The organism is Heyndrickxia ginsengihumi (assembly GCF_011008565.1).
Taxonomy (GTDB): Bacteria; Bacillota; Bacilli; order Bacillales; family Bacillaceae_C; genus Weizmannia; species Weizmannia ginsengihumi.
In genome coordinates, this window is the sequence record NZ_JAAIWK010000005.1 from 1 (window position 1) to 23,159 (window position 23,159).

Consider the following 23,159-nt stretch of genomic DNA (forward strand, 5'->3'; position numbering starts at 1 on the left):
CAAAAACGATTAAACGGCCTTAGCCCGATGGAATATAGAGCTAAAGCCGCTTAAATCATTTTTATTATTTCCACTGTCTACTTGACAGGGGGCAGTTCATTGGATGATCATATTGTTACTTTTGATGAAATCAAAAAAGCTGGAGAAGCTGCAAAAAAGGATGGGATTAAGGCGCTTACTGTTAGCTGGGTAAAACCTGACTTTTTAAGTTTGTATGCACAATATGGCGGAAAGCTTACTGAGAATGGGGTTGATCCTACATTAGATAATGCTCAGGCGAAAAAAGCTTTTCAACTATGGAAGAATTTCAGTCAATTAGGTATCACAACTAAGGATGGAGAAGATTATTTCCAACAATTTCTTGCTGGAAAAGTGATATTTGCTCCTGAAGGAATTTGGATGCAGAATGAAGCAAAAGAAGCAAAGTTTGACTGGGGTATTACAAATGCGCCGCAGCTTTCCTCGGATAAGAGTAAAATGGTTACTTGGTCTTCATCGCATCAATTTGTCATGTTTAAAAGTAAGGATAGGGATGCTGCAAAAACAAAGGGAATTCTTGAATTTATTGATTGGGTTCGCGGCCATTCCATCACGTGGGCTAAGGCAGGACAAAATCCAGCTTCTCTAAAGATTATAAAAGAAGATGCATACAAAAAAATGCCGCAATCATTTTTGCTGCTAGATCCGGTTGAACAAAAATCTCTTAAAATATTTGATTATAAATACAATGGTTATGTTTCTGATCAGTTAGATGCCAATGGTAATGATATTATTTTTGGAAAAACAACAATCGATAAGGGACTAAAGAGTATGCAAAAGAACGTTCAAGATAAGGTAGATAAGGATAAGAAGTAAATAAGGGAAATGTTAAGCACTCGTACTCAAGGAGGCTGGGACAAAAGTAAGTTAACTTGAATATTGCGCACCAACTAGGTATTTCTGTGGGAGGTTGGTAAGCCTCGTGCTAATGGCACTGCGGGATTGCACCGATGTCTATCCTCCCGCAGGAGTCTACGTATATTTACAAAGCTGATTGTGCAATGTTCGTCTTTAGCTGCTAACCACTTTGGCGTTTTGTCTCAGCCTCTTGCTCATCATATAAAGTAAGGAGGTTAAGAATGAACATGAAACAAATTAGTGCGAGTCAACAGAATAATCATTATGGAGGAAAATGGAATGTTACTCCATGGTTGTTTGCCGGGCCGCATCTTATTATTTTCCTAATATTTTTTCTCATTCCTGTTGTCTACGGAATCTATATATCTTTCACTGATTGGGATTTAATCGGGAAGCCTGATTTTGTCGGATTGGAAAACTATAAAGAAATCCTTTTTCAAAAAAGCTCGACTTTCTATGATCAATTGCATAATGGTTTAAAGAACACCTTTATTTTTGTAATTATTACGGTTCCGTTTTGTATTATTGTGCCGCTTCTTTTAGCCAGTGCATTAAATGCGAAACCAAAGTTATCTAAAATTTTTCAATCACTGTTTTACTTACCGTCTCTATTTGCCATTTCAGCAGTGATGATTACTTGGAGCATTATGTTTAATGTGAGCTATGGTCCTATTAACCATTTATTTGGACTTGGGGTAAATTGGGTTGGCAATCAACCGTATGCCTGGATCACGCTTGTCATTGTAACTGTCTGGTGGTGTATTGGAGGAAATATGATTATTTATCAAGCCGCATTAAATGGAATATCTAAAGATTTTTATGAAGCAGCGAATATTGATGGTGCAAACAGTATTCAAAAATTTTTTAACATCACATTACCAAGCATTCGGCCGCAATTGCTTTACACGGTCGTGATCACAACAATTGCGCAATTTAATATATATGGACAGCCACTAATGCTCACAGGTGGTGGTCCATCCAATTCCACAAGGGTTCTGCTCATGTATATCCAGCAGGATGCTTTTGGCAACGGTCAATCAATTGCTGGTACAGCATCAGCTATGGCTGTGATTCTTGGATTGTGCATCATGATTGTTTCTGCCGTGCAGTTTTTCTTTTTAAGAAATAGAAACTGACAAAGGAGGAAGCAAGGATGAAAAAACGCGCAGAGTTGGTTCCCAAACTGATTGCCTTTCTCTTCCTACTTGTCATGGCAATCATTTGGATCATTCCACTATTATGGGGAATTGTCACATCCTTTAAAAATGAAATTGATATACAGACAGAAGGATTTCGATTCCTGCCTGTCCAATGGGTAACTTCCAACTATACAGAGCTGTTATTAGATAACTCAGCAACACCACTTTTGCGATGGTTTATGAATTCTATGATTATTGCAGTCTCACAAACCATACTTGTATTAATTATTGTTTCAATGGCTGCATTTGCATACGGACGTCTTAAGTTTCGAGGGCGAGATACTATGTTTACTTTCTTAATGGCTACAATGATGTTTCCGGCAGTTGTGAACTTAATTCCCCTTTATAAAATTATTGACACATTTGGATGGGTAAATAACTATCTTGCAGCGATTGTTCCTGGTGCTGCTGCAGTTTTCAATATTTTTCTTGTGCGACAGTTTATGGTCAACATTCCTATTGAATTTGATGAGGCAGCAAGAATTGATGGAGCAGGCGATTTTACAATTTTTTTGAAGGTTATATTGCCGCTTATTAAACCAGTATTGATGGTTGTAGCGCTATTTACTTTTACAGGTGCGTGGAATGACTTTCTATGGCCGTCTATTGTCTTTAATGATATTAATATGATGCCGATCACCCCGGGTTTGCAGCTTCTTCAAGGAATGTATCAGGCGCAGCCGGCACATTTGATGGCTGGTGCTATTGTTGCCATTATTCCAACATTTATATTATATCTATTTGCTCAAAAGTATTTCCTTGAATCAATGGCACTATCTTCAGGCATCAAGGGATAAGAAAGGGGGAGAGTGTGGTGTCTAGACGTTTAGAAAGAGGGTTGATTTATTGTACAGGGATATGGCAAATCGTAGATGGTCTATTAACGATATTTTTATATGGATTATATATTAAAAAACAAGGATCGAAAGCAGCGGGTTTAAATATACCTGAGATGCATGCGATGCAATCTTTATTCGGAAGTATTTTTAATTTTGTAGTCATATTCGGTTTTTTCCTTATAATCATAGGGCTTGTAAACTTATACCTTGGCAAGTACCTATTGAAGGATGGAGTTATCTTATGGAGAACACCAATATGGTTTCTCTCTTGCGGCATTATTTCTTATTTTATGATGGATGTCGTCAGCTTGTTTCTATTAATGAGTTCAGGTGTAATTACGCTTGCAAAGAACAAAGGATTTAAACGAATTCAGACGACCAAATAATGAATAGATATATAATTCCTAAGGGGGAAATTCGATGATACACTTTCATCCACGGCCACAATTTCAAAGAAATGACTGGGAAACACTCGATGGGCAATGGCAGTTTGCGTTTGATGATGAAAATCTCGGTGTCAAGAACAAGTGGTATGTAAACTTTCCTTCTGGAAGAAGGATCGAAGTACCATTCACATATGAAACAAAGGCAAGTGGGATTCATGATCCTAATCACCATCAATATATTTGGTATTCTCGTCAAGTCCAGTTCAAAACTGGTAAAAACATATTACTTCATTTTGAAGGAAGTGATTATTTAACAACCGTCTGGATCAATGGGGAAAAGGCTGGGGAGCACAAGGGTGGATACACAGCTTTTACTTTTGACATTACCCCTTTTGTAATAAGCGGTGAAAATACAATTACAATCCGGGTGGAAGATTCTCCTGATACATCTCAACCTCGTGGTAAACAAAGATGGCTAGATGAAAATTTTGGATGCTGGTATGTGCAAACAACAGGTATTTGGAAAACCGTATGGTTGGAATATGTGTCCGATACTTTTATTGAGTATGTTAAAATAACCCCAAATTTAGATGAGCATAGTGTTACATTTGAAATTGAGACAAATAATCAAACGAACCAGAAAGAAATAATTGTCCAGGCAGATATATCGTTCTCAGGTGAAAAAATACAAACAGTTTCAGCGTTGATTAAAGATGGAAAAGCAAAAATGACTTCGACTATTTTAAAAAATGGTGATATATGGAGCGTGCAAAAATGGAGTCCAGAAACACCGAATTTATATGACGTGACTTTTTCATTGCGCCAAAACGAAGATACAGTAGACGAATTAAAGTCGTACTTTGGCATTCGAAAGATATCTATTGAAGGAAACAAAATTTTGTTAAATAATGAGGAATTATACCAACGTTTAATTCTTGACCAAGGGTATTGGGAAGAGAGTGAATTGACTCCGCCTTCAATGGAAGCGCTCGAAAAAGATATTGATAGAATTCTGGCATTAGGCTATAACGGTTTGCGTAAGCATCAGAAAATCGAGGATAATCGCTTCTTATATCTATGTGATAAAAAAGGACTTTTAGTTTGGAGTGAAATGGCTGCCACCTATTCATTTGATGACAAGGCGATCGCAAATTTCACAAATGAATGGCTAGAGATTCTAAAACAACATTATAGCCATCCCAGTATTATTACATGGGTTCCTTTTAATGAATCGTGGGGGATTAGTAATGTTTACGATGACGCCAATATGCAACATTTTACAGAAGGGGTTTATTACTTAACGAAAACTTTTGATCCTATGAGACCGGTTATCACAAATGACGGTTGGGAGCATACACTTTCGGATATTATTACATTACACGATTATGAAGAAGTGGGAGAGGTACTTTATAATCGCTATAAAAATGAAAGTATATTACTTTCCAATCAAATACAGCATAATCAATTTAAGTTTCCTTTCGCTAAAGGCTTCTCATATAAAGGCCAGCCTGTCATTATCTCAGAGTTTGGGGGGATTGCTTTTGCTACCGAAAAGGGATGGGGATACGGCAATCAAGTTAAAAATGAAGAAGAGTTTATGAAACGTTTTGATCAAATTCATCAAGCGATTCAAAACTTGGAATATGTTTCGGGGTATTGTTACACACAATTAACAGATGTTCAGCAAGAAGTAAATGGTTTACTCGATGTACATCGCGAGCCAAAAGTAGATATAGAACAGATAAGGAAAATTAATGAACGGAGGAAGAAATAGTTGGCTGGATGTTTGAATACAAAAGAAGAGATATAGAATTTGTTTACAATTCAAAGCTAGCTGCCTTTGAGTTTACTTTTTTAATCTTTTCATTTTAAAAAGGGAGGTCAAGGATTCAAAGGGATCTACCTTTAAACCCTTTTGATAATGCTAGTAGAATATGGCATCAATAAATTAGAGGATATCTTTTCGTGTATTTTATTATGACTAATAGATTTCTTTAATTGAATAGCTATTTGAGATGCTTGACTCTTTTATACTCGTTAAACGGAGCCAAGCATCTTTATTTTTACAGAAAAATAGTTCCTGATCATCATTTTATTTTTTGTGAAAATGATATATAATCCGGGAATGCATCCTAGATTTTGCTAGTGGAGGAACGGAGTATGTATATTAAAGTAGATTCTTTAGCGCTTTTTAATCATTTTAACCAAATATGGATCGAATGCTGGCTTGAAAAGGGGTATGGTTTGGAAAATGAACATGAGCCCGCAGATCGGTACATCATTACAGATGTAAACGATCAAAAAGTTGGCACCATTGAATTTAAACCGTACACTTTAGATCCTCAGAATAATATCAATCAAGTTTACCCTTTTTATCAGCTTGAATCTATAAAACAAGATCCAAACTCAGTCATTGAAATTGATAAGGTCGCCATTTTAAAGCAATTTCGAGGGAAAAATTTAGATAGGCTATTATCACTCTTTGTATTGTATTCAGAATTTCATCAAGTCCGTTATGGAATTGCTCTTCTTGAAAGAGTGTTCTTCAGAGCCTTAAAAAATGTATATAAGATCCCATTGGAAGCAGTAAGCGACAAAATTTATTATAAAGGAGATTATGTGATTCCAACTGTCATTTATCCTGAGAAAATCTACCAAAATAAGGGAGAGTTTTCTTGGCTTATTACTCAGCTTGAAGGAAATTTTTACTAAAGTAATTAAGGAAGGAAAAACAGGTGCATATATTTCAAACAAAAAAGTTTGCGTATTTCTTTATCATTATTTTTATTCTTTCGAATTTTATTTGGAATCTCCTTTTGAGAAATCAGCAAGCTTTGTTGGACTGGGGTGGTGTTACCTTTCAGGTGATTGCCTGCTTAATATCAGTTGGCTGGTTAATTTCGGCTTTTGCCAAATATCATGGATCTTTAAGAAGCTTTTGGGTGCTGCTAAGTTTGGGGATACTTTGTTATCTCATCGGGACTTTAATTTGGAGTTTCGAACATTTTATCCTTCATCTTAGTGCGAATAGAAACAAATTGCCGGAAGTTTTTTGGCTTGCACAAAATGGCTTCTATTTTGTCGCATTATTGGTGTCAATGAATAACATAAAAAACAATTTGTTTACGATTCGTTCCTTTCTCGATATGCTTATTGCGATGGTAGTGGCCATTACATTTAGTTGGATTTTTTTAATCGGCCCATTGCTGGAACACCGTACGACCATTATTTTCCATATTACCGAAATTCTTTATCCTATTTTAGATCTAGGTGTATTTGTTGGTGTTTTAAGTTTTTTCAGTGCATCCCACCATAGGATTTTTTCTAAAAAAACCACTATCCTTCTTACCGCTGGGTTATTAATTCAAATTATTGCCGACACGATTTATTCCTATTTAAAAATAGTCAATCAATATTCTGTAGGAAGCGTTAATGAACCTTTGTGGATATTATCAATCCTTTTTATTGGTTTATCGAGCATCGGTTATGCACCATCTCAATCAAGAGAGTCCCACATCGACCCGGTCAGGCAGCATAGCAGTATGTTGATAAAGCATAGTATTCCATATTTAGGTGTCATTTTTCTTTCTATTTATGCCATTTCTTTTTTTGAAAAAAAGAGTCCCGCTTTTTTGGGATTGTTTATAAGTATATTACTTGTGATTGTCCGACAATTATTCACTTTGTTTGAAAACAAAAAACTAGTAGATAATTTGAATCAATTAAATGAGGAACTAGAAGTTAAGGTAAAAGAAAGAACGGATAGATTGGTAGAGACCATTAATAATATGGAGTACTTGGCCTACCATGATACGGTGACTAATTTGCCTAATCGTCGTTTTTTAGAAAAAAGGCTTTCACAAGCAATTCCACATTTGAGTGATGAATCAAAGCAAATGGCATTTATGCTTTTTGATTTAGACCGTTTTAAACATATTAATGATAGTCTCGGACATTCTTATGGCGATCTTCTTTTAAAAGAAGTTTCGAAAAGAATTGTGCAATGTTTAAAACCAACTGAAGAAGTATTCCGAATAGGTGGAGACGAGTTTGCTTTGCTTATAGAAAATACGAATAAGCAAGAAATTGAAAAAACCGCATTACGGTTATTGAGCACGATAAGAAAAACATTTTATCTAAAAGACTTCGAACTGCATATTACCCCTAGTATAGGAGTAGCTATTTTTCCTGATCATGGAAGTGATTTAGACTCGTTATTAATGAAAGCTGACACAGCTATGTACAAAGTTAAGGCAAATGGGAAAAATAACTATAAGGTCTATACTTCTTCTATGAGTATGGAGCATATGATGGAGTTCGAGCATTCATTAAGAAAGGCGCTAGAATGGGATGAATTTCTTTTATACTATCAGCCACAAGTGTCCATAGCTACGAATAAAATAGTGGGGGTTGAAGCGTTGCTGCGATGGAGAAGACCAGGATATGGATTTATTCCTCCAGCTGATTTCATTCCATTGGCCGAAGAAACGGGGCTTATCTTAGCAATCGGAGAAAAGGTGTTACGGAAAGCATGCGAGCAGTCAGTTGCATGGAGACAAAAGGGATTGACAGACTTAAGAATTGCCGTCAATATATCTACTTTGCAATTTCAACAGACTAATTTTATTGAAATGGTTACGAATATTATCAGCGAAACAGGAGCCAATCCGAATCAAATTGAATTGGAAATAACTGAAAGTGTAGCAATGGGGCCAATAGAGAACTTTTTGGCAAAATTATCATTACTAAAACATATGGGTTTTCAAATTGCCATTGATGATTTTGGAACAGGCTATTCATCTCTTCATTATTTAAGTCAGTTTCAAATCAATCGCTTAAAAATTGATCGCTCTTTCATCTCATCTTTGGAAAAAAGTGAGAAAGACGAGGCAATTGTTAAGTTGATTGTAATGATGGCGAAAGGCTTAAACTTCAATGTTTTAGCTGAAGGAGTGGAGACTGAAGCACAAAGCACCTTTCTAAAACAAATCGGTTGTGATGAGTTTCAAGGTTATTTATTCAGCCGCCCGTTGAGTCTGGACGAATGTGAACATCTCCTCTTTTAAAGGTGCCTGACCCCTTTTGTGCTTTATCGCACAAAAGGGGTCAGGCACTTTACATCAGTAAGAATATAAATGCTACTTTTCCTTTTTTCTCATTGTTACTTCTACACCGTTCGGGGCCTCTAATAAAGGGTGAATATCGGCATTTTTAAGAATATCTTTTAAAAGCGTCAATAAATAGTGCTCGTCTGGATGTGTTCCAATATAGTAGGCTAATCCTTTGCCATATTGATTCATTGTAACTGCACTGCTGGTGAATTGGCCAAGTAGCCTTCCTTAAACTGTGCAAGTGCTTTTGCACCTCTAAGGTGAATGTTTTCTTCCCACACTTTATTATACACATCACTAAATTCTGTACGGATCTGATGAACAGCATGCTCTTTCATCGGTGCAAATTCTTCTATATAAATACCTAATACTTCTTTATATGCACCTGGATAACCGCCAAGATAAACTCTATCATGCTCATCTACAATGCCGTTAAAGAAATTCGTAATAAACACGCCGCCTTTTTTTACATAGTCCTCAACTTTAGTAGAAAAATCGTTCGTTACTTGATAGCTTGCAGGCGCAATAATCACTTTATAAGCATTTAAGGATTCATCTGGGTGAATGAAATCAACACCAATATTTTGCTTATGCAATGCTCTGTAAAAAGGAATGATTTCTTCGATATAGGTTACTAATGTTGAAGGTTTTGAGTCGAGCTCTAAAGCCCACCAATTTTCCCAATCAAAAACAATGCCTACCTTTGCGACATATTCAGAACCAATAAGCTTTTCTAAATGTTTAAGTTCATTTCCAAGCCCTACGACTTCTTTAAAATTTCGGCTTTCTTCATCCCCGGAATGCGGAACCATCCCGCTATGGAATTTCTCTGCTATGCCCGCCATTGAAAAAACATAATCCCATCGGCTCCATGCGCAATAGCCTCATAGCTCCATAGTCGCATTTGTCCGGGAGTTTTGACTGCATTTTGATTGCGCCAATTAACCGCGCTTGCTGCTTGCTCCATCAATAAAAATGGCTGCTTTTTCAAGCTCCTCATTAAGTCATGAGCTAAAAACTGCACATATGGAATCTTCTCGTATGGATCCGGATATGCATCCCAAGTAACAATATCCATTTCCTTTGCCCATTTAAACCCATCAATAGGTTTAAACGCTCCCATTAAATTTGTCATAACTGGAATCGTCGGTGTTATGTTTTTAATTATGTCTCGCTCCATCTTAAATAACTGCAATAACGAATCACTCATGAAGCTTTTATAATCTTGTTGTTGTTTAGGGTTAGCATATGTAGGGGTCTTTCCTGGCAAGTAAATTTCTGCCCATTTATAGTACCGCTGGCTTCAAAAATCTGTTGACCAACATGTATTTAAATGTTCAATCGTCTGATATTTTTGCTTTAACCAAGTTTGGAAAGCTTGCTTGCAATGATCACAATAACATTCAGAGGTATGGCACCCGTACTCATTATTAACGTGCCACATGATAAGTGCAGGGTGATAGTGATAACGTTCTGCCAGTTTTCTCGTTAAGTTTCCAGCTGATCTTGCATAGTCTTTACTATTTGGACAATAATGCTGTCTTTATCCAGGTAAAAGGCGCGTTCCATGTATGTCTACTGGCAGGGAATTTGGGTATTTATGAGATAACCATGCTGGAGGTGCTGCGGTCGCAGTTGCTAAGTCCGCCCCAATTCCAATATCTGCAAGCATGTCCATTATTTTATCTAAAGTTGTGAAGACATACGTTTCCTCATTTGGTTGTAAGTTAGCCCAACTAAATATAAACGCATATCTTCTTGCCAGACAGATTCATCCCATTGTTCAGGGGTGTAATCTCCACCGTAATAAAATTGCTTTTGTTTTTTGAGCATATGTTTCCCCCATATTCACAATTTTTCTTAAGGAAGATAGCAATAATCGAGAAATTCTACCACTATACAATTATTCTATGTTGATATCAGTGAAAATAGTGGAGTTATCCTGTAATATTTATAAGAAATTGTAAGCGCATACTATAGAGGTGTCAATAGATTAATTGTAAATATAGTAAAAGTTTAGTAAAAATACACGCTTAATCTAATAAAATATTCTTTTTTAAAATTGAAGAGATATTGTTCTAACTCTTTAAGTAAAGCCGATATGCTTAATATAAATGCTTCATATAACTTTCAAAAGCATTATTTTAGGTAATCTTTTCTGTGGGAAATATCAGTTTTTTTACTAAATATTTTATTGACATATCAATTTAGGAAATATAAAATGACACTGTAAAAACGTTTTCATTTGTTGAGGCTAGTCTCTAAGAAGTGGAGTGTCATTCATATTCTATAAGTTTAGCGGGAGGGGGAATTTTGATGGAGACCTTTACGATTCTATCGTTTGTCTTTGTTCTAGCATTGGTAGCATTTTTAACGTATAGGAAAATGCGGGGGTTTAATAGAAGTGAATCAAAAGGTTCATATTTTCTTGGGGGAAGAAGTCTTACAGGCGGTGTTATTGGGGCTTCTTTATTACTTACAAATTTAAGCGCTACCAATTTTGTTGGAATGAGTGCTCAATCCTTTAGCGGAAATATGACAAATATGGCATATGAAGTTATGTCTGGTATATGTCTTGTTATTATTGCGTTCCTCTTAGTTCCAAGATATTTAAAACAAGGAATCACAACGATACCAGACTTTCTAGCGGATCGTTTTGACCCGCAAGTAAAAGGCTTTGTATCTTTCTTATTCTTAATTTCTTTCGTATTCAATATGATCCCGATCACATTATACTCGGGAGCAATTGCCATTACCCGGATGTTTCATATACAAGAGATTTTTGGAATTAGTTATCAGACAAGCATTTGGATTACGGTATGGTGCATTGGAATAATTGGATTTTTCTATGCGATTGTCGGTGGTTTAAAAGCCGTTGCGATTTCCGATACGTTTAACGGTATTGGCTTAGCTATTGGCGGCTTGCTCGTTCCTTTCTTCGGAATTCTTGCACTTGGGAAAGGACATTTTGGTGCAGGTTTTCATCATTTTATTTCTGCAACTCCTGAAAAATTTAATGCGATCGGAAGTAATACAGATGTTGTTCCTTTTGGAGCCGCTCTAACAGGATTAATTTTGGTAAACTTTTACTATTGGGGTACCGATCAGTCGATTATTCAAAGAGCATTGGCAGCAAAAGATCTTAAAGAAGGGCAGAAAGGTGTGTTGCTTGCAGGTTTCTTTAAAGTACTAACTCCGTTAGTCGTTGTCATACCTGGTATTATTGCTTTTCAATTATTTGGGGGCAAAACGTCAAATCCTGACTTAATGTATACACAATTAGTGAATAAAGTATTGCCTGCTCCGTTAGTTGGCGTGTTCGCCGCAGTTATGTTTGGGTCTGTCCTTAGTGTCTTTAACGGGGTCATTAATAGTACGGCTACTTTGTTTGCACTAAACGTCTATGAACCGCTTTTTGGAAAAGGGAAGACGGATCAAGAGATTGTAAGGAAGGGAAAAAGATTTGGTTTCTTGCTTGGGATTATTTCGTTATTTATTGCACCATTGATTATGTATGCACCTGAAGGATTATTTCAGTACGTACAAGTTGTAAGCGGATTCTTTAATGTGCCGATTTTCACAGTTATTTTTATGGGATATGTAACAAAGCGCGTTCCAGCCATTGCAGCAAAAGTTTCACTCGTCTTCTTCGTCGGAACGTATGCAATTCTGCAATTGATCATTAAGCCAGAAATGAGTTTCTTGTATCAAGAGGCTATTTTGTTCGTGATCAGTTGTGTAATCATGCTAGTTATCGGAAAAATCAAACCAAGAAAAACAGCTTATGTTCTTCCAACGAAGAATGTCGTTGATATTGAGCCGTGGGCGCACCGATTTGAAGCGGGTGGAGTTATTATTTTCATGGTTATGGCCAGTTATATTCTATGCTCGAAACTAGGATTTGCTGGAGAAAATGGACTAACAGGAATGACTGCGCTAGCCATTCTGATTGCCGCTCTAATCTCATTTATTGGCGTTGTTTTCTTTAAAAGGAGAGATAAGAAAAATAAGGCTGTGATCGAATCTACTCATGAAGTAACAATCAAATAGGTGCCTGACCCCTTTTGCGCGATAAAGCACAAAAGGGGTCAGGCACCTTTATTTTTTTGCATTGAATATTGACAATTTTGTGAATAGGATTTATGATTTAAATCAGCTAAACGTTTAGCTAAACGTTTCACTGGATTCATTATACAATTGCAATGTTCGTTCAATATGGACTACAATTAGTATAATTAGCTAGTTAAACGTTTTGCTGGAGGAGATTATTTGTGGTTACAATAAAGGATGTTGCAAAAAAAGCAAATGTATCGATTGCAACAGTATCAGCTGTGATTAATGGCAACAAATTTGTTAGTGAAGAATTGAAAAAAAGAGTTGAAGCAGCAATAAAGGATATGGGATACCGTCCGAACAAACTTGCAAGAAGTTTGAAAAAGAAAAAAACTTTTTTGATTGGCGTAATCGTAACTGAGATTACGAACCCTTTTTACCCTCTTATGCTAAAAGGTGTAGAGGATATTGCTTTAGCAAATAACTACAAGATTATGTTATGTACTTCTGGTGATCGTCCTGAAAAAGAATATGAATTGGTTCAATCAATTATGGACCAAGGTGTAGACGGTATCGTGCTTGCAACTGTCGATAAGGAAGATTCAAAAAGTATTCAGTATTTAAAGGAACATAACATCGCACATGTTTTAATCAACCGCGCTCCTAAAGAATATGAAGGCAATTTTGTTCGAATTAACAGTTATAAAGTTGGTGAGATCGCAACAGAATATTTAATTCAAAATGGTCATAAGGATATTGCTTTTATAGGCGGTGATAGACTTAATAGTTGGGAACGTGAAAAAGGCTATAGAGATACACTGTTAAAATATGGAATTACGCCAAAAGAAAATCTCATGATTAGAAGCGAGTATGATACTTCAGTTTCCTATCAGGATATTCAAACGTTTTTAGATAAGCATACCGACTTACCTACTGCCATTTTTGCAGCAAGTGATGTTATGGCTTTCGGAACGATTAAAGCTTTATTAGATAGGGGATATGATGTTCCAGGGGATATCTCAGTCATTGGTTCAGACAATATTACGTTTTCAGAAGATTTCCGTATACCTTTGACGACAGTTGATGCTCAAGCATATGAAATTGGAAAAAAAGGCTGTGAAATGTTAATTAAGTTAATCAAGGATAAAAACAAAGATAAGGCGGAGCAACATTTGCTTGAACCGACATTAGTAATAAGAGAAAGCTGTAAAACATTGGAAGTCTATGATAAATAATGTTGGTTTAATAAGAGAATTGGATATTGTTCATGTGTATTGATAGAGAAATAGAATAGGAGGAGAAACATGATTAATTTAAAAGGAAAAGTGGCTATTGTAACAGGTGCAGCTCAAGGTCTTGGGAAGGGGATTGCTGAAAAACTTGCTAATTTAGAAGCCCATGTTGTTGTAAGTGATGTGAATCAAGAAGGGGCGGAAATAACTGTTTCTGAAATAATTGAAAAAGGTGGGAGCGCAGAAGCATTTCTTTGTAATGTTGCTAACGAGGAAGAAGCAAAAAATCTAGTGGAGAAGACGGCTGAAAAGCATGGAAAGCTAGATATTCTTGTTAATAATGCTGGTATCAATCGGGACGCTATGCTCCATAAAATGAATCATGCACAGTGGGATGCAGTTATCGGGGTCAATTTAACTGGAGTTTTTAATACGATGCACCCGGCAAGTAATATTATGAGAAAACAAGAGAGTGGGCGTATTATAAATATTTCTTCTGCGAGTTGGTTAGGAAATATTGGCCAGGCAAATTATGCAGCAGCAAAGGCCGGTGTCGTAGGAATTACAAAAACAGCTGCAAGAGAATTAGGAAGGAAAAACATTACAGTAAATGCGATTTGCCCTGGGTTTATTGATACAGACATGACACGCGGGGTTCCTGAAAAAGTATGGGATTTAATGGTTTCAAAGATTCCAATGGGAAGAGCCGGAAAACCAGAAGATGTAGCAAACTGTATTGCGTTTTTATCATCGGATCAGGCTTCTTATATTAACGGTGAAGTAATCAATGTTGGCGGTGGAATGGTTCTTTAAGAAGTATCAGAGAAAATTGGTGCATGTATGATGAATGTTGAAATCTTGTTTTGAAATAGAATAGTGTATGTTTTGTAAGCGATTACTGTTTTTCTGTGCAAATAGAAAAGGAAATGGTTTTTTATGAATAAAATTGTAAGCGTTATCTATAAACGAAACGTATTTAAATTAAATGGGCTGGATTCTCATGTTAGAAAGGATCATTGAATTCAGGGGGGGATAATATGGTGCATCTAATAGATGCTAGTCAACTAGCTTTAGAAATACCTAATGGCAGCACAATTGCGCTAGTCGGATTTGGAGGAATGGGGCAATGCGATAAAATTTTAAAAGCAATTGGTGAGTGCTATAAAAAGACAGGAACCCCTAACCATCTTACTGTATTCCATACTGCCGGGCAATCAGATAAGTCAAATGGAATTGAACATATTGCTATTGAGGGACTTATAGAACGTGTAATCGGAGGACATTGGGGATTAGCTCCTAAAATGAGAAGACTCATAGAGGAAAATAAAATCGATTGCTATTGTTGGCCACAGGGACAATTAACCCATTTGTTGCGTGCAATGGCTAATAAAATGCCCGGGCAAATTTCGCCAGTCGGTTTAGGAACATTTGTTGATCCAAGGGTAGAGGGTGGAAAGATTAATGAACGGACGAAGAAGAAGGAAGATTTAGTTCAAGTTATTTCAATTAATCAGGAGGAATTTCTCTTATATCCTTCAATTCCTTTTGACTATGTGTTTATTCGTGGAACAAGTATTGATGAAAATGGAAATATTACAACAGAGGAAGAACCATTAAAACTTGAAATTCTTTCGGCAGCGCATGCGGCAAAAGCATATGGAGGGAAGGTCATCGCTCAAGTTAAATATATGGCAGAGAGAACATCCTTTCATCCAAAAGATGTTGTTGTTCCTGGCTATCTAGTTGATGCTGTTGTTTTAGCTGAAAATCCAGAAACAGAGCATCGGCAAGTACCAAGCACTGTTTATTCACCTATCTTCTCTGGGGATCTGCGAACGCCTGCCAAAGATTTAACATCGCTCCCTTTAGATATACGAAAAGTAATTGGGAGGAGGGCAATACAAGAGTTAACACCGTCCGCAGTTGTTAATTTAGGAATTGGAATTCCAGGTGATGTAATTGGTCCGATCACAAATGAAGAAGGGATTAATCAGCTTATGACACTTACACTTGAATCTGGGATCATTGGCGGAATTCCTATCGGGGAAAATGAATTTGGAATTGCTAGAAACGCGGATGCTATTTTAGATCATGAATATTTATTTGATTATTACCATGGTGCTGGAATAGATATTACGTTTATGGGAGCTGCCGAAGTCGATCAATTTGGAAACGTGAATGTTTCTAAGTTTGGTTCAAGAACAGTCGGATGCGGAGGATTTATAGATATTACACAAACAGCGAAGAAAGTTGTTTTTTGCACAACCTTTACAAGCAGCGGTTTAGAGGTTTCGGTTGAAAACAATAAATTGAATATTTTACGTGAGGGAATGATAAAGAAATTCACGAACCGAGTTCAACAGATTACATTTAGTGGAGCATATGCAGCTGATCATTCTAAAAAGGTAATGTATGTTACAGAACGCGCCGTTTTTCAATTAACAAAAGAAGGTCTAATGTTGATAGAAATTGCACCAGGAATTGATCTTGAAAAAGATATTTTAAATGAGATGGATTTTCCTCCTCTTATTGCTTCTGATTTAAAAGAAATGGATATGGTAATTTTTAAGGAAGGAATAATGGGGTGTAAAAAATTTATAGATAAAGTGAAGACAATCTAAATGCAAGGAGTGAACATGGATGAATATTAAATGGAAGGCAACAGCATTGAGGATGGGCGAGTTATATGTGGAAAAATCATCTTTAACTTATCAAAAGGATGTTGGTGATCATCTATGGATACCAATGTGGGCAACAGCTCTATCTGGCGGTGGATATAATATTTTAATAGATACCGGTATTCACGAATTACAATGGGTTGAGGAGCATATCGGTCTTTGCCGTCAGCAGTCAGATGAAACAATTATCGAGGCTTTGAGAACTGGTGTAGGATGGTCACCAGAAGATGTCGATATTGTCATTAATACTCATCTTCATTATGACCATTGTGGAAATAATCGGCTCTTTAAAAATGCCCGTTTTTATGTGCAAAGAAAAGAGTGGGAGGCAGCCCATAACCCAATCCCATGCCAAGAACCTATTTATTTGAAAAAATTATTTAATTCTGAAGCAGTCAACTATTTTAATTGGAAATTTGTAGATGGGGAAGATGAAATTGTGCCTGGTGTAAAGGTATTCTTGACTCCTGGTCACTCTGAGGGGCATCAATCCGTTCTTGTTAACACAGAGGAAGGTATTTTATGTGTGTCGGGGGACGTTTCTAATTTACTTGAAAATATTAATGAAAATCTTCCAGCTGGAATTTTAACGAGTACAAAAGAAATGTATTCGAGTATGGAAGAAGTTCGAAAAAGGGCTCAATATATACTACCAGGTCATGAATATTCGATTAACAAATTCCAATGCAGTCACTTTCCTTCAATAGTAAAACGTGTAAATGTTCAATAAATCTTTGTGTGGTAAAAGAGAATAAGGGGGATATGAATGAAGAACTCAGTTGAGCAAGCGAATTTGAATGTTGAATCCGTCAAAGTGAAAAAAGGCTTACTGCCACGTGTACCAACTTTGTCATGGACTGCCTTGCTTTTTTTATGGCTTATCTTTGCCATGAATGCAACTAGTAGGGAGATTATGAATCGGGTAATGCCGGCAATTATTGATGAATATCACCTTTCAGCTGATGTTGTTGGTGTAATTGTTTCTGTCATTATGGTAGCTACCGGAGCATTATCTATTTGGGGGGCAGCATGGTCAGATAAAAGGGGCCAAGGATGGGCGCGAAAATATAGCGGAGTTTGGATGGCGTTGGGTTATACTGTCTTTTCTATCCTTACAGGCGTTCCAGCATTGACTTCCTTTGTTGCCGGTTTTGTTATTTTTCAAATTATCAAAAATGCCTTTGGTGGAATTGGAGAATCTATTGAGGTTACGACGGTTTCAGAATGGTGGCCAAAAGAAAGAAGGGGATTTGCCCTTGGTGCTCACCATTCAGCTTATCCATGGGGGACTTTACTCAGCGGACTATTAATATCAGTCATTCTTGTCAGTACGCATGGCAATTGGCGGATGCCGTTTTTAATTGTACCACTATTAATTATTCCAATATATATCGGTTATTGGATGTTCTCTAATCCGAGAAATTTCAAAAAATATGAGCGAGAAGCTAAAAATATGAATTTAACTCCGTCGCTTGATTCAGGTGAAGTGCACGGACATAAAAAAGGTGCCATTTTAGAATCTCTAAAAAACCCCAATGTTTTAGTAGGCACAATATGTGTACTTTTAGCAGAGGCAGCGTTTACTGGACTTAATTTCTGGTTAGCTCCTTATCTTGCCTTTGTAGGGAATTTTGATTATGCGGCAGCTGCTGGCTGGTCTGTTATTTTTACGATTACTGGCGGAATCGGCCAAATCTTTTGGGGGAGCATATCTGATGTAATCGGCCGTAAGAGAACAATGATGATTGCCTTCGCCTGGCTAACGATCGCACTAGTACTTTTTCAATTTAGTGCCAATAGTATACTTGTTTTGATTGCGGTTCAATTATTTGCGGGCTGTTGTACAAATGCAATCTTCCCTGTCATTTTCTCGCTAGTTACAGACTCTGCGAAGGAAGGGTACACTGGTACAGCGATGGGAATTGCTGAAACAGGTATGTATATCGGAGGCGCCTCACCTGTCGTTTTAGGAATTTTCATTAATGCTGGTGGCGGCTGGAATGCGCAAGGTGGTTATATTACGGGGCTATACTTCCTTTCTAGTTGCATGATCGTAGCTTTTATTTTAACAATCCTCTGCACAAGGGAGACTGTAGGCAAAAAACGCGGGAAGGATTGGGCGCTTGTCAGTAAAAAATCTTGTGGGATTGAGTAATGAGTTGAACATACACTAATAATTTTTGGAATATTTTTTATTTTTTAAAACATCAACTAAAAAGAACTTGTAATACTCCTTTTTAAAATTTGGTAGGCATTAACTCAAACTTTATTAAAGAGGTGAATGCTGCAATGAAGAAAAGAAGTAATGTAAGATGGGGTGTATTTACTTTAGTTTTTCTAGCAACAGCAATCAACTATTTAGATCGTTCTAATATGAGTGTTGCAGGACCAACGATGATGGGAGATTTGCATTTATCAAAAGTCGAATTTGGGGTATTAAGTTCAGCCTTCTTCTGGTCTTATACTTTGATGCAAATGCCAGTAGGTGCGCTTGTTGATAAACTTGGTGCCCGTTTGACCTATACAGTAGCCGTTATTTGGTGGTCGCTCGCTCAAATGGGAATTTCAGTAACTCGCTCTTTTGGGGCTTTGATCGGTATGCGGGTTCTTATGGGGATCGGCGAAGCCCCCGCCTTTCCAACTAATGCACGAATCATCGCTGATTGGTTACCATCTAAAGAAAGAGGGTTGGCAAACGGACTTTCCTCAATGGGGATGGCTGTTGGTGCAGGACTTATGACTCCGGTTGTCGCTTGGATTGTTGAAACTTTCGGCTGGGAGGTTTCCTTCATTGTAACGGGTGTTCTAGGTTTACTCTGGACTATCGCATGGTTAGTTATCTTTAAAAATAAGCCAGAAGAGAGCAATGCTTCAAAAGAAGAAATTGAATATATTAAATCGGAGCAACTTCAGGAAGAAGTGCAACTTAAGTCTGACGTTAGGTGGTACCAATTTTTGAAGAAGCGTAATGTTTGGGTTCTATTATACGGGCTATTTGCACAAGATTATTTACTATTTTTAATCCTTACATGGCTGCCAACTTACTTAGTCGTTGCCAAACATATGACACTTATTAAAGCTGGATTTAACTCGATTCTCCCATGGGTAGTGGCTGCAATAGGCGCTATAGTTGGCGGGAAATTATCAGACTATTTGATTAAGAGAGGTTGGAGTTCTATTAATGCGAGAAGATTTGTGTTGACCGTGGGAACATTGCTTTGTGCGGTTATTATTCCAGCAGCATTTACAGAGAGTATTCCTCTAGCTTTAACTTTAATATCTATTGCTATGGGTGGAATGATGCTGGCAAACAGTAATGTATGGGCAGTGCTTGCGGACATTGCACCTAGAGATTCAATAGGCACTCTATCTGGTTTACAAAACTTTGTCGGAAATATTTCAGGATGGATCGCACCAATTATAACAGGTTACTTAGCTGATCGGCTTCACAACTTTATACTGGCATTAGTTATTGCTGGAATTATTGCTATTGTAGGTGCTATTGGATATGCGTTTTTCTTAAAAAACGACGATGAAAATAAGAATGACACCTTAATAACTGATAGATTTGCAAAATAATCTTATGAATCCTTGACTTAAAAAGGAGTGGGGCTGTTTTGAAAGCAAATGTTTTAAAAGCTAATCAAGTTATAGATTTAATAAAAGATGGCGATACAGTTGCAACGGTCGGCATGACATTAGTCGGTGCATCTGAGTCTATTTTAAAAGCTATTGAAAATAGTTTTTTACAAACGGGTCACCCTCATCATTTGACATTAGTTCATTCGGCTGGGCAAAGTGACAGAAAAAATGGTATTCAGCATTTTGCCCATGAGGGGCTAGTGAAAAGGATAATCGGTTCCCATTGGGGGCTTCAACCGAAATGGATGGAACTAATCGCTCATGATAAAGTGGAAGCCTATTGTTTGCCCCAAGGTCAGATTGCTCAACTATATCGTTCAATGGCATGCGGACTTCCAGGGAAAATGAGTAAGGTTGGGTTAGGAACATTTGTCGATCCGCGCATTGAGGGCGGCAAGATGAATAAAAGAACAAAACAATTGGAAGACCTTACTGAAATTATTGAATATGGAAATGAAGAGTATATGTTTTATAAGAAAATACCATTAGATATCTGTATTATAAGAGGAACAACAGCGGATGAGATGGGAAATATTTCAATGGAAGAAGAGGCAATGAAGCTGGAGGTACTTCCTGCTGTGCTTGCAACAAAAAGATTCGGCGGAAAAGTGATTGTACAAGTAAAACGATTAGCTGAAACAGGGACGATCGATCCAAAGACGGTTGTTGTTCCAGGGGTTTTTGTTGATGCCATTGTCGTTTGCGATAATCCTTTAGAAGATCATCGCCAAACATCTTCATGGTTTTATGACCCTTCTTATTCTGGAAATTTAAGAGTTCCGCAAACTTCTATTAAACCTTTAGAATTAAGTATTCGAAAATTCATAGGCAGAAGGGCGATGCTTGAGATTCACAATGGAGACGTAATCAATCTTGGAACAGGAATTCCTAATGACGTAATAGGAAATATTGCGAATGAAGAAGGGGTTTCTGACAAATTTATGATCACCGTCGAATCTGGAATTTATGGCGGGGTTCAGGCTGGAGGGATTGATTTTGGCATCGGGCAGAATGTGTATGCCATGCTATCGCACGTTGACCAAATGGATTATTATAATGGCGCTGGTGTAGATGTTACGTTTATGGGAGCGGGGGAACTTGATAGTGAAGGTAATGTTAATGCTACTAAAATGGGAGCACGGTGTACTGGAGCAGGAGGTTTTATAGATATTACCCAAAATGCGAAAAAGGTTGTATTTTGTGCAACCTTCAGTGCCGGCGGAGGGGAAATCAGTCTTCAAAATAATAAAGTTACCGTTGTTAGAGAGGGTTCTATTAAAAAGATGGTTTCTAAAGTTTCACAAATTTCTTTTAATGGAAATTTAGCTAGGGAAAAGGGGCAGGATGTGATTTTCATCACTGAGAGAGCAGTATTTAAATTAGTGAAGGAAGGCGTTATGTTAACTGAAATTGCTCCAGGAATTGATTTACAAAAGGATGTTTTAGATATGATGGAGTTTCAGCCCCTCATTAGTAAAGATTTAAAAGTGATGAATGAACAGTTTTTTATAGAAGGAAGTTTTGGTTTAAAAGAGCTGATGGAGAAGAATAAAATTCTTAGTATATAGGATTCTAGCGGTCTCAATTTAAAAATGAGAAAAATGAAATATGAGGAGGAGTAGAAATGGGCGAGTTAAAAGAAGTAGTGCTTGTATCTGGTGCGAGAACGCCTATTGGAAAATTTGGGGGCAGTTTGAAAGATATCCACCCAACTGAACTAGCTGCCTATGCAGTAAAAGAGGCAGTACAGCGAGCGGGCATTGACCCACAAAGCGTTGATGAACTGATTGTCGGGAATGTTGGCCAAATTGCCGAAAATGGTTTTATTGGAAGAGTCATATCGTTAAAATCAGGTTTACCAGAGGGAACAACTGCTTATTCAGTTAATAGACAATGTGGATCTGGCATGCAATCAATCGTAGATGGTATGTTAGAGATACAAACTGGAAATGCAGATATTGTAATCGCCTGTGGGACAGAGAATATGTCCCAGCTGCCATATTACGATAAAGGCTCCCGTTTTGGCTATAAAATGGGAAACGGTGTATTAGAGGATGGATTATTAACAATTTTAACTTGGCCAGGCGGACCATTCCATAATGGACTTACAGCAGAAAATGTGGCAGAAAGATATTGTGTTTCACGGAGAGAGCAAGATGAATTTTCATTAAGTAGCCAGGAAAAAGCCATTAATGCAATTAAAAATGGAAAATTTAGAGATGAGATTGTTCCAATAGAGCTAAAAGATAGAAAAGGAAACATAACGGTATTTGATACAGATGAACATCCAAGAGAAGGACTGACGATTGAAAAGCTCAGTACATTAAAGCCTGTTTTTAAGGATGGCGGTTCGGTGACTGCGGCAAATTCTTCGGGCATTAATGACGGAGCGGCAGCAGTAGTCATGATGTCAAAAGACAAAGCTGTAGAGTTGGGCATCAAACCTATTCTAAGCATAAAAGGATATGCTGTAGCAGGCAACAGCCCAGAAGTTATGGGCTATGCCCCTAAAATATCTACGGAAAAATTAGCGGAAAAATGTGAGATTGACCTTAGTGAAATTGATATTTTTGAAATTAATGAGGCATTTGCCTCGCAAGCTTACGCAGTAGTAAGAGATTTAAAGATTGATCCAAACAAAGTAAATGTCAATGGAGGAGCGATAAGCCTAGGCCATCCAGTAGGTGCGACGGGCACTATATTAACTGTTAAATTAATGTATGAAATGGAGCGGTCCCAATTAAATAAAGGTATTGTTGCCATGTGTATTGGTGGTGGGCAAGGAATTTCTGCACTGTTTGAAAGGTGTCAGGAGTAAGAAGTCTCGAATTTCACACTCTAATTAAAAAGGAAAACACTTATGAAGTAATCGTAAGTGTTTTCCTTTTTTAGCTTTTTCACAATGATAAATACGCTGTTGATGGTGGCCCATTCACCTTTTGAAAGTATTATCTCTTATAAATGTGGCGAAAGTGGCTTTTACTAGCAGTATTGTTCAGCAATAAATTTACAACACAACGTTATACACGGTAAATGTGCATCATAATGTAGTACACAAACTAACTGCTAGTTTGTGATGAAACCGCATACATTGGCGTAAAGCCAAATGATAATATTAGTAA

Annotated in this window: 19 protein-coding genes and 1 pseudogene; 16 read left to right on the forward strand and 4 right to left on the reverse strand. The window is 37.2% G+C overall.

Annotation, left to right across the window (positions count from 1 at the left end):
- The first annotated feature begins 99 nt into the window (after positions 1-99).
- The 7 genes from G4D61_RS04840 (at position 100) to G4D61_RS04870 (ending at position 8,387) form a co-directional block, all read left to right on the forward strand.
- Positions 100-855, forward strand: coding sequence for an extracellular solute-binding protein (locus G4D61_RS04840; protein WP_163173339.1), 756 nt, complete (start codon positions 100-102; stop codon positions 853-855).
- Between the two features lie 269 nt (positions 856-1,124).
- Positions 1,125-2,033 carry a carbohydrate ABC transporter permease gene (locus G4D61_RS04845; protein ID WP_051476241.1) on the forward strand — a complete coding sequence of 303 codons (909 nt, stop codon included), beginning with the start codon at positions 1,125-1,127 and terminating at the stop codon, positions 2,031-2,033.
- A 17-nt stretch (positions 2,034-2,050) separates the two neighbouring features.
- A complete protein-coding gene (locus G4D61_RS04850; protein WP_025727237.1) occupies positions 2,051-2,893 on the forward strand; it encodes a carbohydrate ABC transporter permease in 843 nt (280 codons plus the stop codon).
- Between the two features lie 17 nt (positions 2,894-2,910).
- Positions 2,911-3,321, forward strand: coding sequence for a hypothetical protein (locus G4D61_RS04855; protein WP_025727238.1), 411 nt, complete (start codon positions 2,911-2,913; stop codon positions 3,319-3,321).
- Positions 3,322-3,355: 34 nt separating this feature from the next.
- Positions 3,356-5,095, forward strand: a complete 1,740-nt coding sequence (locus G4D61_RS04860) for a glycoside hydrolase family 2 protein (protein WP_163173341.1) — start codon at positions 3,356-3,358, stop codon at positions 5,093-5,095.
- A 386-nt stretch (positions 5,096-5,481) separates the two neighbouring features.
- On the forward strand, positions 5,482-6,033 hold the full coding sequence (locus tag G4D61_RS04865; RefSeq protein ID WP_025727240.1) for a hypothetical protein: 552 nt from the start codon (positions 5,482-5,484) through the stop codon (positions 6,031-6,033).
- Positions 6,034-6,137: 104 nt separating this feature from the next.
- Complete coding sequence (locus tag G4D61_RS04870; RefSeq protein ID WP_152604246.1) at positions 6,138-8,387, forward strand: putative bifunctional diguanylate cyclase/phosphodiesterase; 2,250 nt, start codon at positions 6,138-6,140, stop codon at positions 8,385-8,387.
- A gap of 72 nt (positions 8,388-8,459) precedes the next feature.
- Here G4D61_RS04870 and G4D61_RS18080 read toward each other — a convergent pair whose 3' ends face one another.
- The 4 genes and pseudogenes from G4D61_RS18080 to G4D61_RS18095 all read right to left on the reverse strand — a co-directional run bounded on the left by G4D61_RS18080 (position 8,460) and on the right by G4D61_RS18095 (position 10,265).
- Entirely contained in the window at positions 8,460-8,621 is a 162-nt protein-coding gene (locus G4D61_RS18080) for a hypothetical protein (protein WP_235929323.1), read from the reverse strand.
- Entirely contained in the window at positions 8,618-9,277 is a 660-nt protein-coding gene (locus G4D61_RS18085; RefSeq protein ID WP_025727243.1) for a beta-galactosidase, read from the reverse strand. Before G4D61_RS18085 ends, G4D61_RS18080 begins: the two co-directional genes overlap by 4 nt.
- Positions 9,265-10,176: pseudogene (locus tag G4D61_RS18090) on the reverse strand (beta-galactosidase). The gene G4D61_RS18085 and the pseudogene G4D61_RS18090 overlap by 13 nt, the downstream one beginning before the upstream one ends.
- A complete protein-coding gene (locus G4D61_RS18095; protein WP_231473000.1) occupies positions 10,119-10,265 on the reverse strand; it encodes a hypothetical protein in 147 nt (48 codons plus the stop codon). The pseudogene G4D61_RS18090 and the gene G4D61_RS18095 overlap by 58 nt, the downstream one beginning before the upstream one ends.
- Positions 10,266-10,748: 483 nt before the next feature.
- On the opposite strand from G4D61_RS18095, the gene G4D61_RS04880 reads away from it, so the two are divergent.
- From G4D61_RS04880 to G4D61_RS04920, 9 genes are all read left to right on the forward strand, one after another.
- Complete coding sequence (locus G4D61_RS04880; protein ID WP_163173343.1) at positions 10,749-12,482, forward strand: solute:sodium symporter family transporter; 1,734 nt, start codon at positions 10,749-10,751, stop codon at positions 12,480-12,482.
- A 221-nt stretch (positions 12,483-12,703) separates the two neighbouring features.
- Positions 12,704-13,720 carry a LacI family DNA-binding transcriptional regulator gene (locus tag G4D61_RS04885; protein WP_163173345.1) on the forward strand — a complete coding sequence of 339 codons (1,017 nt, stop codon included), beginning with the start codon at positions 12,704-12,706 and terminating at the stop codon, positions 13,718-13,720.
- Positions 13,721-13,789: 69 nt separating this feature from the next.
- Complete coding sequence (gene fabG, locus G4D61_RS04890) at positions 13,790-14,530, forward strand: 3-oxoacyl-ACP reductase FabG (protein WP_152604348.1); 741 nt, start codon at positions 13,790-13,792, stop codon at positions 14,528-14,530.
- Between the two features lie 224 nt (positions 14,531-14,754).
- Positions 14,755-16,338 carry an acyl CoA:acetate/3-ketoacid CoA transferase gene (locus G4D61_RS04895; protein ID WP_035355727.1) on the forward strand — a complete coding sequence of 528 codons (1,584 nt, stop codon included), beginning with the start codon at positions 14,755-14,757 and terminating at the stop codon, positions 16,336-16,338.
- Between the two features lie 19 nt (positions 16,339-16,357).
- On the forward strand, positions 16,358-17,125 hold the full coding sequence (locus tag G4D61_RS04900; protein WP_025727249.1) for an N-acyl homoserine lactonase family protein: 768 nt from the start codon (positions 16,358-16,360) through the stop codon (positions 17,123-17,125).
- Positions 17,126-17,161: 36 nt separating this feature from the next.
- Positions 17,162-18,550, forward strand: coding sequence for an MFS transporter (locus G4D61_RS04905; RefSeq protein ID WP_035355725.1), 1,389 nt, complete (start codon positions 17,162-17,164; stop codon positions 18,548-18,550).
- Between the two features lie 134 nt (positions 18,551-18,684).
- A complete protein-coding gene (locus tag G4D61_RS04910; protein WP_025727251.1) occupies positions 18,685-19,974 on the forward strand; it encodes an MFS transporter in 1,290 nt (429 codons plus the stop codon).
- 38 nt (positions 19,975-20,012) lie between these two features.
- On the forward strand, positions 20,013-21,605 hold the full coding sequence (locus tag G4D61_RS04915; protein ID WP_025727252.1) for an acyl CoA:acetate/3-ketoacid CoA transferase: 1,593 nt from the start codon (positions 20,013-20,015) through the stop codon (positions 21,603-21,605).
- Positions 21,606-21,661: 56 nt separating this feature from the next.
- Positions 21,662-22,855, forward strand: coding sequence for a thiolase family protein (locus G4D61_RS04920; RefSeq protein WP_163173347.1), 1,194 nt, complete (start codon positions 21,662-21,664; stop codon positions 22,853-22,855).
- The last annotated feature ends 304 nt before the right edge of the window (positions 22,856-23,159 follow it).